This window comes from Streptomyces sp. NPDC020747 (assembly GCF_044334695.1).
Classification (GTDB): domain Bacteria; phylum Actinomycetota; class Actinomycetes; order Streptomycetales; family Streptomycetaceae; genus Streptomyces.
In genome coordinates, this window is the sequence record NZ_JBIRTJ010000004.1 from 112,441 (window position 1) to 126,194 (window position 13,754).

The 13,754-nt window shown below is 72.2% G+C and carries 13 protein-coding genes; 7 read left to right on the plus strand and 6 right to left on the minus strand.

Translation table 11 applies throughout. The annotated features are described in order from the left end of the window. Positions 1-32: 32 nt before the first annotated feature. The 3 genes from ACH4YP_RS13290 (at position 33) to ACH4YP_RS13300 (ending at position 2,930) form a co-directional block, all read left to right on the plus strand. Positions 33-620 carry a TetR family transcriptional regulator gene (locus ACH4YP_RS13290; protein WP_398490622.1) on the plus strand — a complete coding sequence of 196 codons (588 nt, stop codon included), beginning with the start codon at positions 33-35 and terminating at the stop codon, positions 618-620. A gap of 776 nt (positions 621-1,396) precedes the next feature. After that, positions 1,397-2,089, plus strand: coding sequence for a hypothetical protein (locus tag ACH4YP_RS13295; RefSeq protein WP_398490623.1), 693 nt, complete (start codon positions 1,397-1,399; stop codon positions 2,087-2,089). Between the two features lie 163 nt (positions 2,090-2,252). Beyond that, entirely contained in the window at positions 2,253-2,930 is a 678-nt protein-coding gene (locus tag ACH4YP_RS13300) for a ThuA domain-containing protein (protein ID WP_398490624.1), read from the plus strand. 40 nt (positions 2,931-2,970) lie between these two features. On the opposite strand, the gene ACH4YP_RS13305 is transcribed toward ACH4YP_RS13300, so the two are convergent. Beyond that, entirely contained in the window at positions 2,971-4,557 is a 1,587-nt protein-coding gene (locus tag ACH4YP_RS13305) for a carboxylesterase family protein (protein WP_361066231.1), read from the minus strand. 349 nt (positions 4,558-4,906) lie between these two features. Here ACH4YP_RS13305 and ACH4YP_RS13310 point away from each other — a divergent pair, with 349 nt between their 5' ends. Next, positions 4,907-5,938, plus strand: a complete 1,032-nt coding sequence (locus ACH4YP_RS13310) for a LacI family DNA-binding transcriptional regulator (RefSeq protein WP_398490625.1) — start codon at positions 4,907-4,909, stop codon at positions 5,936-5,938. A gap of 51 nt (positions 5,939-5,989) precedes the next feature. On the opposite strand, the gene mmuM is transcribed toward ACH4YP_RS13310, so the two are convergent. Further along, positions 5,990-6,994 (minus strand): homocysteine S-methyltransferase, encoded by a 1,005-nt coding sequence (gene mmuM / locus ACH4YP_RS13315; RefSeq protein ID WP_398490626.1) that lies wholly within the window; start codon positions 6,992-6,994, stop codon positions 5,990-5,992. A 187-nt stretch (positions 6,995-7,181) separates the two neighbouring features. Here mmuM and ACH4YP_RS13320 point away from each other — a divergent pair, with 187 nt between their 5' ends. Beyond that, complete coding sequence (locus ACH4YP_RS13320; protein WP_398490627.1) at positions 7,182-8,549, plus strand: amino acid permease; 1,368 nt, start codon at positions 7,182-7,184, stop codon at positions 8,547-8,549. 32 nt (positions 8,550-8,581) lie between these two features. Here ACH4YP_RS13320 and ACH4YP_RS13325 read toward each other — a convergent pair whose 3' ends face one another. Further along, positions 8,582-8,800 carry a hypothetical protein gene (locus ACH4YP_RS13325; protein ID WP_398490628.1) on the minus strand — a complete coding sequence of 73 codons (219 nt, stop codon included), beginning with the start codon at positions 8,798-8,800 and terminating at the stop codon, positions 8,582-8,584. A gap of 120 nt (positions 8,801-8,920) precedes the next feature. On the opposite strand from ACH4YP_RS13325, the gene ACH4YP_RS13330 reads away from it, so the two are divergent. After that, the gene (locus tag ACH4YP_RS13330; protein WP_398490629.1) at positions 8,921-9,322 is read left to right on the plus strand and encodes a VOC family protein; all 402 of its coding nucleotides are present in this window, start codon (positions 8,921-8,923) and stop codon (positions 9,320-9,322) included. 91 nt (positions 9,323-9,413) lie between these two features. Here the strand turns inward: ACH4YP_RS13330 and ACH4YP_RS13335 are convergent, their stop codons facing one another. Next, a complete protein-coding gene (locus ACH4YP_RS13335) occupies positions 9,414-10,112 on the minus strand; it encodes a helix-turn-helix transcriptional regulator (RefSeq protein WP_361066297.1) in 699 nt (232 codons plus the stop codon). A gap of 31 nt (positions 10,113-10,143) precedes the next feature. Then, positions 10,144-11,079, minus strand: a complete 936-nt coding sequence (locus ACH4YP_RS13340; protein WP_361066214.1) for an AraC family transcriptional regulator — start codon at positions 11,077-11,079, stop codon at positions 10,144-10,146. A gap of 80 nt (positions 11,080-11,159) precedes the next feature. Between ACH4YP_RS13340 and ACH4YP_RS13345 the strand changes: the two genes are divergently transcribed. Then, positions 11,160-11,996: an NAD(P)H-binding protein gene (locus tag ACH4YP_RS13345; RefSeq protein WP_361066211.1), complete on the plus strand. Its 837-nt coding sequence runs from the start codon at positions 11,160-11,162 to the stop codon at positions 11,994-11,996. A gap of 196 nt (positions 11,997-12,192) precedes the next feature. Here ACH4YP_RS13345 and ACH4YP_RS13350 read toward each other — a convergent pair whose 3' ends face one another. Continuing rightward, positions 12,193-13,344 (minus strand): YihY/virulence factor BrkB family protein, encoded by a 1,152-nt coding sequence (locus ACH4YP_RS13350; RefSeq protein ID WP_361068948.1) that lies wholly within the window; start codon positions 13,342-13,344, stop codon positions 12,193-12,195. Positions 13,345-13,754: the final 410 nt, after the last annotated feature.

Sequence of the window (13,754 nt, forward strand, 5' to 3'; positions counted from 1 at the left end):
GGTCAAACAAACTGGTTAGTTATAGTGAGGGCATGAAGGATGGACAGGCCACACGACGCCGCTTGCTCGACGCGGCCGCCGCCGAGTTCGCCACCTACGGGATCGCCGGCGCCCGGGTCGACAGAATCTCGGCCAACGCCCGAGCGAACAAGGCGCAGATGTACGCCTACTACGGCAACAAAGACGGTCTGTTCGACGCGGTCTTCAACGATCACGCCGAAAAGATCATCCATGCCGTGCCGATGACGGCCGAAGATCTTCCCGACTATGCCACCCGCCTCTACGACACCTGCCTGCTCCACCCGGAGCTGGTCCGTCTGGCCGCATGGGCACGCCTGGAGCGCGTCCCCACCGGCCCCCTGCTGACCAGCATGGATGCTCAGACGACACGCAAGCTGGAGGCGATCACCACTGCGCAGCGTTCCGGACACATCGATCCGTCGCTCGACCCGGCCGACGTGCTCTCGATCGTCACAGCAATGGCGCTGACCTGGTCACCGGTCGGCCTGATCCACACCGCCTCTCCGGACGACCCCGAGAGCGAACACGAAGGCCGACGCCGAGCCCTCGCGGAAACCGTGCGCCGCGCCTTCACTCCCGCGCCCAAATACACGGCCTGATCGGCACCATGAAGAGCCAGCGGGAAGCCGTGCGATTCGCCGATCAGATCGAGCGGACCCGGTTGCTCCCGCTGGGGAACGGACAAGGTTTAGGGCCAATGCGGACGTCTGCTGCCGGCCCGGCTGGTGGCGTAGTTCGTACTCGCCCTTGCCCTGTTCTCGCCGGCGCCGTAGCTGGAGGGTGATGCGGCATCTGGTCGAGGGCCTGCGTGGCCGGGGCTGTTTCCCGGACGGCCGAAGGCAGCCGTCAGCGCCTGGGATCGGAGCCGCCGCGGGTGCTGTCTGCCACGACCGCGGCCCCGATGGGCACCGAGGCCACTCCGGGTTGCTGCTGGCGGGGGCTGCGGCTGCCGTCGGTGGACTCCGCCTGCTGGGACGTGGCCGACAGCCCGGCCGATGAGGGCTGCCTTCGGCCGTCCGGGAAACAGCCGCTGCCACGACAAGGCCGGCTCTCCCCAGGCGCGGATCGCCTGTCTGATTGAGGTGGACACCCATCTCGTGCCGGATGCGGAGTCGGCCGGCTGCCGCACCGGCGACGTCACCCTGGCGAGCCACCTGCCACACTCCTGCGGACCCGGCGAACCGGTCCCGGCGAACTGGTCCCGGCGGACCGGGAGTTCCTCGGCGAGCCCATGTGGAGGGCCTTCACCGACAGCGGTGCCGATCCGTTGTGGCGGGTGCCCGCCAACCGGATGCTGCCCGTGGAGCGGATGCTGCGGGACAGATCCTGGCTTTCGCGCACCGGAGGGGAACACCCGTGCGGCAGGATGGCGCCCATGAACCGTGCCGTACGTGTCCTGCCGCTGCTGTTCCTGCCCCTGTTGCTCGTTTCCTGCGGTACGGAGGAGGCGGGGGCCGGGGCGGGCACGGGTACGGCAGGTGCCGACACGGGGACAGGCGGTGCCGACAAGGGCACGGGCAGCCCGGACGACCCGGCCGATCCCGCTGAACTCGCCGCCCGCGCCAGGGCTTTGGGGATCGCCCCGGGACTCGTCTACGTCACCGAGGCCCCGGGGTTCGCCGTGGCCCAGCAGTCGGTGAGGGTGTTCGGGGGCGACGGGTTCCATACCGCGTACGTGTCCCGGAAGACCCACACCCAGTTCGAACTCTTCGTGGACCGGGGCACGTTGACCGCGGAGAACTGCCCGAAGACTCAAGTGGGGCAGGGATCGGGCGAGTCGGTCGCCTGTGAGCGCGACGGGGACGCCTGGTACCGGAAGGCCGGTGGCCAACACGAGTACGCCCTGCCGCGCGACGGCCATGTGATCCGGCTCGTCGGCGACGCGAACCGGCTGGACCGCGCCGTGCTGCGCGAGGCCGCGGAGGCGGCACACCACCCGGACGCCGCCGAACTGACCGCCCTCCTGCCGCCGGCACCCGAAGGTACCGCAACCGAGCCGGTCGAACGCGGGGACCTGCCCCCGGTGGGCGACGGGGCGCCCAACAACGAGGTGGGCGCGTCGGGTTGAGTCACACAGAGGGCGTCGGGGCGAGCAGCGGAACGAGTGGTGCGGCCACCGGAGAGAGCCACTCGGCAGGCCCGCCGGACCGAAGATTTCGGACCCCCGCCCGTGTGCCACCGGCCCTCCGGCCCTCCGGCCCACGCGACAGCGCGCCATAGAGTCGGCTCCCATGGCAGCGCAGCACCTCGAACCCCGCATCCTCGTCCACACCCTCACCACGGACTACCGCCACGAGTCGATACCCGACGGCATCGCCGCCGTACGGTCGCTCGGGGCCGCCCACGGCTTCACCGTCCACGCGACGGAGGCCCCCGACTTCTTCGACGCCCCCGTCGGCCCGTACGCGGCCGTCGTCTTCCTCTCCACCAGCGGCGACATCCTGACGCCCGCCGGCCGGGAGCACCTCGCCGCGTACGTGGAGGCGGGCGGCGGCTTCGTCGGGGTGCACGCGGCGGCCTGCACGGAGTACGGCTGGCCCTACTACGGCGAGTTGCTCGGGGCCAGGTTCGCGCGGCACCCCGACCACCAGCCGGGCAAGGCGGTGGTGGAGGACCGGGATCACCCCGCCACCCGGCATCTGCCCGCCGTCTGGGAGTTCACCGACGAGTGGTACGACTTCCGCACGAACCCGCGAGGTTCGGTGCGCGTGCTCGTCTCCGCCGACGAATCCTCGTACGAGGGAGGCGGGATGGGGGACGACCATCCGCTCGTGTGGTGCCGCGAACAGGGCGCGGGCCGGGTCTTCTACACAGCCCTCGGCCACGCCTCGGAGGCCTACGGGGATCCGGCCTTCCGGCAGCACCTGCTCGGCGGAATCGGCTGGGCGGGACGACTCCGCGCCCGGTGAGCGGCGGACGACCCCTCGATCGTCACCCTCGTCACTCCCGTCACCCCCGCCGCACACCTCCCGGCCTCCGAAGCCGCCGCACGACGGACAACGGCACCGCACCCGGCTTCGGCGTCTTCCGCGTCTTCGGATCGGCCGGGTCGGCAGGGTCGGTCGCAGCCTCCGCGGCGGCGAACTCGGCCTCCCACAGGGCGAGTTCGCGATCCCGTGGCCCGTGCACGACCGCGGGTTCCCCCGCCCCGAGGACCCGCACGGGATGTGTGGCGTCCCACACCGGCCACCCCGGATCCCCCTCGACGGCGAACCGTACCCACGCCGAGTGCATCTCGTCGGCGAGGGCCTGCGGGGCCCCGGGCCCGGCGAGCTTCGCGGACTCGGGCACGTCGGCGGTGTCGAAGACGAATCCGAGTTCCAGGGCGTGGCAGGCGCCGAGGCCGGGGACGTTGGAGGGCCAGGCGAACTCGTAGACGTACGAGGGTGCCGGGTGGGCGTCCGCCAGGCGGTGCAGGGGTACGCGGAGGAGATGGTCGGTGACCAGCTGGCCCACCAGGTCGGCGGTGCTCGCGTCGGGATGGGCCAGCCGGTAGCCGCGCGGGACCTCGGGGCCGCAGCGGCAACGGGCCATCGCGCCGGCCAGGGCGACCGGGCCCAGCCGGTCGATGCGCTCCAGGAGGCCGGTGGGCGCGAGCCACAGCCGGTACTCCTCGCTGGTCCAGCCCAGCAGCAGGTCGACGTCCCGGGCCGCGTCGCCGTCGAGCAGCGCCTCCAGCGGGTCGCGCGGCACGAGGTCGCCGTCGACGACGATGCCGAACGCGGGGCCCCCGAGGACCGGGCTGGCACGGCGGCCGGCCTCGGCCTGCGCCTCGGCCAGGGCGGCACGGTCGACGGCGGCGAACGCCTCGGCGGTCGCGGGGACCTTCAGCCGGGCGGCCATCCGCCGCACCAGGCGACGCACCTTGTCCCGTTCCGTCACCTCGGGCGGGCCGCTCTGCAGCACGGCCCGCCGGAACAGTCCCTGGGCGCGCGGGCTCGCCAGCAGCGCGCCGATGCTGATCGCGCCGGCGGACTCTCCGAAGACCGTCACCCGGTCCGGATCACCGCCGAAGCCGGCGATCGCGTCCCGTACCCACTCCAGCGCGGCGAGTTGGTCGCGCAGGCCCGGGTTGGCGGGGGCGTCCGGGAAGAGGCCGTAACCCTCCACGCCCAGGCGGTAGTTGAGGGAGACGAACACCAGGCCGTCGCGGGCGAAGGCCCGGCCGTCGTACACCGGTACCGCCGACGAGCCGCGGGTCAGCGCGCCGCCGTGGATCCACACCATGACGGGCAGGCGGGCGCCGGGGCCCGGCTCGGGTGTCCACACGTTCAGGTTGAGGATGTCGTCGCCCGGCACGACCGGGTCGGCGAGCAGCTTCGCGAAGGCCTCGGAGTACGGGGGCTTGGGCGGCGTCGGCCCGAAGGCGCCCGCGTCGCGCACGCCGTCCCACGGCTCGGGCGGGACGGGCGGCCGGAAGCGGCGGGGGCCGAAGGGAGGGGCGGCGTAGGGGATGCCCCGGAACACGGCGAGGCCGTTCTCGTAGCGGCCTCGGACGGCACCGTAGGGCGTGCTGACCACGGGACCCTCGGTCATTCGGCCATCTCCTCACCTGAGCGGGAACCACAGGCCCTGCCCCCTCAGCGCATCACACAACCCATGTGTCTCGCAGCCCAAGCGCTGCCCAAGCGCAGCCCAAGCCCTGCCCCTGGGCGGTCCCGAGAAGGGCGAAATCCGTCGTGCCGCCCCCTCCGTCCGGCGGGACGGGCGGCGCGGCCGAGCCGCCCAGGGTCTCCGTGTTCGGCATTTCGAAAGTTTCGGCTCCGCGAAATTCCGTTGAATACCGGCTCTTCCACGGCGTGTCATCGCGGCCTTACTGTAGGAAGCGCTTTCTACCCGAAACTTTCGGCGGCCCTCGGGACGGGGCCTGGAGAGGTGGGCTTCCATGGTGCGTACCGGAAGCGTGGCCGGGCCGACCCTCGCGGTCGTCGCACGCGAGGCGGGCGTTTCCGTACCGACGGCCTCCAAGGTTGTCAACGGCCGCGAGGACGTGGCGCCGGAGACCCGCCGCCGGGTGACGGAGGCGCTCGACCGGCTCGGCTATGTCCGCAGACCCCGGTTCGACGCGGTGAAGTCGCCCGGTCTGGTCGACCTGGTCGTCCATTCGCTGGAGAACTCCTGGTCGGGCTCGATCCTGCACGGCGTGGAGGAGGCGGCGCACGACGCGGGCCTTGAGGTGGTCGTCTCGGCGGGCCTGACCCGGACCCGGGGCGGCCGGCCGGAGCGCGGCTGGCTGGACAAGCTCTCCACGCGCGGCTCTTCCGGCGTGCTGTTCAACCTCGCCGAACTGACCGCGTCCCAGTACGCCTGGTTGGACCAGCACCGCATCCCGTTCGTGCTGATCGACCCGGTGCTCGAACCGCCGCCCGGGGTCGTCTCGGTGGGCGCGGCCAACTGGCACGGCGGGGTGACCGCCACCGAGCACCTGCTCTCCCTCGGCCACGAACGCGTGGCCGTCATCGCCGGCTACCGCCGCAGGATGTGCGGCACCGCGCGCGTCGCCGGCTACCGCTCGGCCCTCGCGGCGGCCGGGCTGCGCCACCGCCCCGAGTACCTGCGCTACGGCAACTTCGACGAGAGCGCCGCGCACCGGCGGATGCTGGAGCTCCTCGATCTGCCGGAACCGCCCACGGCCGTCTTCGCCTGCTCGGACCGCATGGCCCTCGGCGCCTACCGGGCCCTCGCCGAGCGAGGGCTGTCCGTTCCGGACAACGTCAGCGTGGTGGGTTTCGACGATCTGCCCGAGGCCCACTGGGCCTCGCCGCCCCTGACGACCGTCCGCCAGCCGCTCGCCGAGATGGCGGCGACGGCACTGCGCCTGCTGGTGCGCATGATGGCGGGCGAGCAGCCGGAGGGGACGCGTACGGAGTTGTCCACGCGGCTGGTGGTACGGGCGAGCACGGCAGCACCCCGCTGACCACCCGGCCGGGTGCGGGCGAGCACGGCACCCGGCCGACCCGCCCCGCCCTCACGCGGAGTCGAGCGAGTTGGACGAGTTGGGTGAGTTGGGCGAATCGGGTGAGCCGAGCGGGACAAGTGCTTCCGCGATTCCCGTGATCGCCGTCGGCCCGACCCGGCAGCATCCGCCGATCAGCCGGGCCCCGGCCCGCTCCCAGCCGCCGACCTGTTCGGGGGTGAAGGTGGAGCGGCCGGTCCAGGCGCGCGCCTCGGCGTCCCAGGTCTCGCCGCTGTTCGGGTAGACCACGACCGGCTTGCCGGTGACGCGTGCGGCGGTCTCCACCGCGGCGTCCACGTCGTCGGGGGCACAGCAGTTGACGCCGACCGCGATCACCTCGTCGGCGTCGGCGGCGAGCACGAAGGCCTCCTCCAGCGGCTGCCCGGCCCGGGTCCGGCCCCCGGCGACGCTGTACGACAGCCACGCCGGTACACCGAGCCCGCGCACCGCCCGCAGCAGCGCCCGTGCCTCGTCGGCGTCGGGCACGGTCTCAAGGGCCAGGACGTCAGGACCGGCCTCGGCCAGCACCTCAAGGCGGGGCCGGTGGAACGCCTCCAACTCGGCGACGCTCAGCCCGTACCTGCCCCGGTACTCCGAACCGTCCGCGAGCATCGCCCCGTACGGGCCCACCGACGCCGCCACCCACAGCGGCCGGCGCACGCCCTTCGCCCCGGCCCGCCGGGCCGCCTCGCGGGCGAGTTCGACGCTGAGCCCGAGCAGTTCGGCCGCGCGCTCGTGGGAGATGCCGCGCCCCGCGAAGCCCTCGAAGGTCGCCTGGTAGCTGGCGGTGATCGCCACGTTCGCGCCCGCCTCGAAGTACGCCAGATGCGCCTCGGTGATCGCCTCGGGCCGCTCGGCGAGCAGCCGCGCGGACCACAGCTCGTCGCTCAGGTCGTGCCCGGCCGATGCGAGCTGGTTGGACATACCGCCGTCGAGGAGGACGGTGCCGGTGGCGAGCGCCTCGGCGAGGGTGCGCGGGGCGGCGGGAGAGGGATCGCTGGGGGTGTCGCTGCTCATGTCACGACGCTAGTCGAAGGCGCGGCGGACGCCCGCACATGTCCAGTGTGTGAACAGATCGCCCACCATGTGGGATGCGGGGTTACGATCACGGCCTCCCCACCCCCCGTACGCCGCAGTGCGTCGACCGGCGTCGCCGTGGCCGCCGGACGCGATGCGGCGCGTCCCCACGGAATCCGGAAGTGCCATGACTGCCCCCAGCACCACCGAGGCCGGTGGAACACCGCCCGCTCCGGCCCCGGCCGCACCCCGCCGCACCTTCGGCCTCGCCGCCGCCACCGCCCTCGTCATGGGCAACATCATCGGCGGTGGCATCTTCGTGCTGCCCGCCACCGTCGCCCCGTACGGCACGGTCAGCCTGCTCGCCTTCGTCATCCTGTCCATAGGCGCGGTGCTGCTGGCCCTGCTCTTCGGGAAACTCGCGCGCCGCAGCCCGGTCACCGGCGGGCTCTACGTGTATCCGCGGGACGCCTTCGGTGAGTTCGCGGGCTTTCTGTCGGCCTGGTCGTACTGGACCATGACCTGGGTCAGCATCGCCGCGCTCGCGGTGGCGACCGTCGGCTACGCCGACGTACTGCTGCCGCTGGACGGCAACCGCGCCCTGGAGGCGGCCGTGGCGGCGGCCGCGTTGTGGCTGCCCGCCGCCGCGAACTTCGCGGGCACCCGCTGGGTCGGCGGGGTACAGATCGTGTCGACGATCCTGAAGTTCGTACCGTTGCTCCTGGTCGCCACCGTCGGACTCTTCTTCATCGACACCGACAACTTCGGCCCGTTCAACGCCTCCGGCGACAGCGTGTCCGGCACGCTCGCCGCCTCCGCCGCGCTGCTCCTCTACAGCTTCCTGGGCGTCGAGTCGGCCGCGATGAGCGCGGGCGAGGTCCGCGACCCGGAGCGCACGGTCGGCCGCGCGAGCGTGCTGGGCACGCTCGGCTCGGCGCTCGTCTACCTCCTCGGTACGGTCGCGGTCTTCGGGCTCGTCCCGCACGGCGAACTCGCCCAGTCCGGCGCGCCGTTCGCCGACGCCGTCGACGCGATGACCGGCGGTCACTGGGGCGGCACACTCATCGCGATCGTCGCCGTCGCCTCGATGGTCGGCTGCCTCAACGGGTGGATCCTGATGAGCGCCCAGATGCCGTACGCCGCCGCGCGCGACGGGCTGTTCCCGGCGAGGTTCGCCCGCGTGGGCAAGGGCGGAGTCCCCGGCTTCGGTGTCCTTGCCTGCGCCTCACTCGGCACGGTGCTGATCGGCCTCAACTACACGGCGGGGCCCGGCACCACGTTCCGCGTCCTCGTGCTCATCACCACCTTCACCGGGTGCGTGCCGTATCTGCTGTCGGCCGCGGCCCAGTTGTACTGGCTCGCCCGGGGCACCCGTGAACGGGTCCGCCCCGCGGGCCTGGCCCGGGACCTGATCGTCGCCGCCCTCTCCTTCGCCTTCTCGTTCTGGCTGATCGCGGGGGCGGGGTACGCGGCCGTGTACCAGGGGGTGTTGTTCCTGTTCGCGGGGATCCCCGTGTACGTGTGGCTGCGGGGGCGGTCCGAGGGCGAGCGGTAGTTCCGGGCTCCCGCCCGTACCACCGGGCGGGGCTAGCCGTGGCGGGCGTCGTACTCGGGGACGTCCGGCTCGTGGTCCAGCCAGTGCCGGCACACCGTCCAGTGGATGCGCGGGCTGCCCTTGTCCTTGAGGTAGACGTCCGCCACCAGGTCGCGGGCGCAGGACTTCTTGCCGTGCGCGCTGCACAGGTTGTCCTCGCGCTGCGGCCGCGGTGTCTCCCACCGCACGATCTCGACGATGTCCGACTCCATGCCGGGACACCGTAGCCGGACGGGACACGGAGTGGGAGGTGTGCGGGTCGGGCGGGGCGGGGCCCGGCCCTGTCCGATTCGTTCAAGACCGCCGTCCGCCGGCCTTCCTACGGTGGTCCCATGACTCCACGATTCGACCTCATCGGCCTCGTCGTCTCCGACATGGCCGCCTCCCTGACCTTCTACCGCCGCCTGGGACTCGAATTCCCCGAGGGCTCCGAGAAGCAGCCGCACGTCGAGGCGGACCTGCCCGGCGGACTGCGCTTCGCCCTCGACACGGAGGACACGATCCGCTCCTTCCACCCCGGCTGGCAGCCGCCGACGGGTGAGGGAAGGGTCGGCCTGGCCTTCGCCTGCGACAGCCCCGCGGACGTCGACGCCACGTACGAGGAACTGGTGGCGGCCGGCCGGCCGTCCGAACTCAAGCCCTGGAACGCCGACTGGGGCATGCGCTACGCGGTCGTACGCGACCCGGACGGCAACGGCGTGGACCTGTTCGCACCGCTGAGCAGCACGCCGTAGCGCTCCGCAAGGGGCGCGGGGCTATGGCATCCGCGGCTCCGCCGCGGGGCGCGACCAGACCCCACCGAACCCGCGCCCGCCCTCCACCACCTCAACGCCGCAGCAACTCCCCCAACGGCGCCCCCGCCAACTCCCGTACATCACGCGCCAGATGAGCCTGGTCGGCGAACCCCGCGCGGGCCGCCGTGTCCGCCAGAGACACCCCCTCCCGCGCCAGCCCCAACGCCCGCTGCAGGCGCAGAATCCTGGCCAGCGTCTTCGGCCCGTAGCCGAAGGCGTCCCGCGCCCGCCGGTGCAGTTGTCGTTCGCTCCACCCCACCGCGTCCGCGACCGAGGCGACGGAGTGTCCCGCCGACAGCCCCGCCACAGCGCCCCGCACCCACGGATCGGGCGGATCGACATCGCCCGCCCGCGCCACGGCCAAGGCCTCCAGCGCGGCGGCGGGATCGGCCGCCGCGTCCACCCGCTCGGTGAGCCGCCGGACGGCCCCCGCACTCCACAGGTCCGCGAGGTCGATCCGCCGGTCGCGCAGTTCGTGCGCCGGGACGCCGAGACAGGCGGGCGCCGTCCCGGGGAAGAACCGGACGCCCGTGAACCGCGTACCGCCGGGCGCCTCGCTCACGTACGCGCGGGTGTCGGGCCCGGCGACGAAGAGCCGCCCCTCGGTCCACAACAGGTCCATGCACCCGTCGGGCAGCACCGGCGCCGAGTCGCCCGGCCCGGCGGTACGGGTCCAGACGACCGCGCCCGGGAGCCGTGACGCCCGCTCCCTGTACCGGTGCGGGGACATGTCCACGTACGACTCGGCCACAGGCAGAAGGTTACGCCGCCCTCGTCCGGTGTTCCTGGGGGCTGACCCCGTAGACCCGCTTGAAGGCGCTGGACAGGGCGAAGGCGCTGCCGTAGCCGACCTGGCGGGCGATCGCCTCCAGGGTGTGCTCGGTGCCGCGCAGCCGGTCGGCGGCGAGGGCGAGGCGCCAGCCGGTCAGGTACGTCATCGGGGGTTCGCCGACGAGTTCGCTGAAGCGGCGGGCGAGCGCGGCCCGTGAGACGCCGGCCTTCGCGGCGAGGGAGGCGACCGTCCAGGGGTGGGCCGGATCGTCCTGGAGGAGCCGCAGGACCCGGCCCACGACGGGGTCGGCCAGCGCCTGGTACCACGCGGGTGCCTCGGCCTCGGGGCGGGAGAACCAGGCCCGCAGCGCGGCGATGACCAGCAGGTCGAGCAGCCGGTCGAGGACGACCTCCTGGCCGGGCTCGTCCCGCACGATCTCCTCCATGATCAGCGGGGTGAGCGGGCACTCCCACACGTCGGAGGGCAGGGTCAGCAGCGCCGGCAGCGCGTCCAGCAGCCGCCCGCTGACCTCGCCGTGCATCGGATACGTCCCGATCAGCATCACCATCGAGCCGTCGAGCCGCGCGCCCCAGGTACGGACGCCCAGATCCATCCGGCCCTTCAGCGAGCGGCCGTCCGGGTGGGTGCACACCTGGTTCGGCAGGATGACCGCCTGGGGCGGGGTCGACGGGTCGTCGGCGCAGGTGTAGGGGTCGGGGCCGCGCGCGATGGCGAGGTCGCCGGCCCGCAACCGCACCCGCTCCCCGTCCTCGGGCGTGATCCAGGCATGCCCGCGCACCAGGAGCATGACGGTGAGCGGGGCACGGTCCTCGATGCGCAGGGACCAGGGCGGCTCGAAACACGCTCGGATCATGAAGGCGCCACGCGCGCGTGGACCTTCCAGAAGGCCTGCGAGTGCGTCCATGAGCCCAGGGTAGACGCGCCCTTATGGGAACGAGAGCTTCAGCGATGTTCCCTTCCGGCGCCAGGCCGTTGACTGGGCTCATGACGGAAAACACGCGGAACGAGACGGTGTTGGTGACGGGGGCCTCGGGCAAGACGGGGCGTCGGGTGGCGGAGTCCGCGAAGGCCGCCGGGTTCGGTGTACGGGCCGCTTCGCGCAGCAGCGAGGTGAGCTTCGACTGGTACGACTCCTCGACCTGGGCCGAGGCGCTGCGCGGCGCGGACGCGGCGTATCTGGCGTACACGCCGGACATCGGCGCCCCGGGGGCCGCGGAGAACATCGCCGCCCTCGCGCGGCTGGCCCAGGAGCTCGGCGTACGCCGTCTGGTGATGCTGTCGGCGCGCGGTGAGCGGCAGGCGGAGCCGGCCGAGCGGGCGCTGCGCGAGTCGGGTGCCGGGTGGACGGTCGTGCAGGCCGACTGGTTCTTCCAGAACTTCAGTGAGGGCCTGCTGCTGGAGGGCGTGCGGAGTGGTGAGTTCGTGTTCCCCGCCGGTGAGGTGAAGGTGCCGTTCATCGACACCCGGGACCTCGCGGACGTGGTCGTGAAGGCGCTGACGGACTCCTCGTACGCGGGTCGGACCCTGGAGGTCACGGGGGCGCGGCTGCTGTCGTTCCGTGAGGCCATGGCGGAGATCTCCACCGCGGCGGGCCGGGAGATCCGCTACACGCCGGTGTCGACGAAGGAGTACGGGGCGAGCCTGGCCGGGTTCGGGCTGCCGCCCGAGGAGGTCGCCTTCATGGAGGAGGTCTTCGACGGGCTGCTCGACGGCCACAACGCCCAGTCCACGGAGACCGTCCGGCAGGTTCTGGGGCGCGCGCCGCGCGATTTCACGGACTTCGCGCGCGAGCTCACGGCGACCGGCGTGTGGAAGGCCTGACGGCCACCGGCGTACCCCCGAAACTTTCCGGAGCGCGCCCTGGCGCCCCCCGTCGCGGTCACTGAACGCTGTCGGCGAACCCGCCAGGCGGCCGACAAGTGGTGCGAGAGTCCCAGCGACACGCCGTGTAACGCGGCGTGTCGCTGGGACTCTCGCGACAGTTGCCTCGCCCGACGGATTCGCCAACAGCGTCTGGTCACTGCGGCGGGGGTGTCTCGTCGCCGTTCTTGGGTGTGGTCTTCGCGTGCGACCGCAGCCGGGAGGTCACGTCCTCCGGGGGCAGGAAGCGGGACCAGCGCTCCGGGAACTCGGAGGGCATGTCGGGGTCGTCCGGGTCGTCGGCGAGGTGGGCCCGGGCGGCGGCGGCGCGGGCCACGAGGTCGGCGGCCTGCTCGGCGCGCAGCCGCTCGTTGACGGCTCGCGCGGCGGCGGTGGCCGCGGCCGGCCAGACCCGGTCGATGGCCGCGTTGACGGCGGCGCCGACCAGGACCGCGAAGGCGGAGACGCCGATCCACAGCAGCACGGCGACGGGCGCGGCCAGGGAGCCGTAGATGCTGGGGCCCTCGACCGTGTTGGTGAGGTAGATGCGCAGCAGGAAGCTGCCCAGCACCCACATGGCGAGGGCCACCAGGGCGCCCGGCACGTCCTCGACCCAGGGCGACCGCACCGGTACCGACACGTGGTAGAGCGTCGTCAGGAAGGCGATGGACAGCAGGATGACGACGGGCCAGTACAGCCCCTGTACGACGTTCTCCGACCAGGGGACGACGTCGACCACGGCGTCCGGGCCCGCCACGACCAGCGGCAGCACGATGGAGCCGATGAGCAGCGCCGCGATGAACAGGGCGAAGGCCACGAGCCGGGTCTTGACGATGCCGCGCACACCGTCGAGGCCGTACATGACGGTGATGGTGTCGATGAAGACGTTCACCGCGCGCGAGCCTGACCACAGGGCGAACAGGAAGCCGAGGGAGATGACGTCGGGGCGGCCGCCCTCCATGACGTCGTGGAGGACGGGCTCGGCGATCTGTGTGACGCCCTTGTCGGTGAGGATCGTGCGGGACGCCTCCAGGAGGTTGGACTCCACGCTGGCGATGGTGTCGGCGCCGGTCCAGTCGTCCACGTAGACCAGCAGGCCGAGCATGCTGAGCAGCAGCGGCGGCACGGACAGCAGGGTGAAGAACGCCGCCTCCGCCGCGAGTCCGAGGATCCGGTACTCGATGCACGAGTTGACGGTGTCCTTGATCAGCAGCCAGGTGGTCCTGCGCTTGGAGACGTTCCGGTAGAGGGCTCGGGCCCGATGGAGACGGCCGGACGTCCGCTGAGGGGGTTCACTTGCTGGCTGCACGCCCTAAAGGTATCCGCCGTGCGAGGTCGCACTCATCCCGCGGTCCCACGACCGGGACAGATGTGCCCGATGGCGTGCTTCCGCCCCTCCCGGTTCCGTCATACGAAAGAAAAGCGGCAGCAACCCGACAGAAATCGTAAAGGAAAATCGAACCGGCTTTCTGTCATGACCGCGTTGGCTGAATTTCTCACCCCGCAGAAGCGGAGCGCACGACAGCACATACGCCATCCATAAGGTGAGTTCCCCGGTCGCGCGTACGGAGGGGACGATTCAGGGGTGCAATCGACGAAGGTCCGAACGGCGAGAAAGCGCCATAGGCCGAAACGCCCTTGACCCGTTCATGAGCACACGGAAACAATTCGGATTGCATTCCGCTGGGCACGTGGGGACGGCTCAGTGCACCACGACAC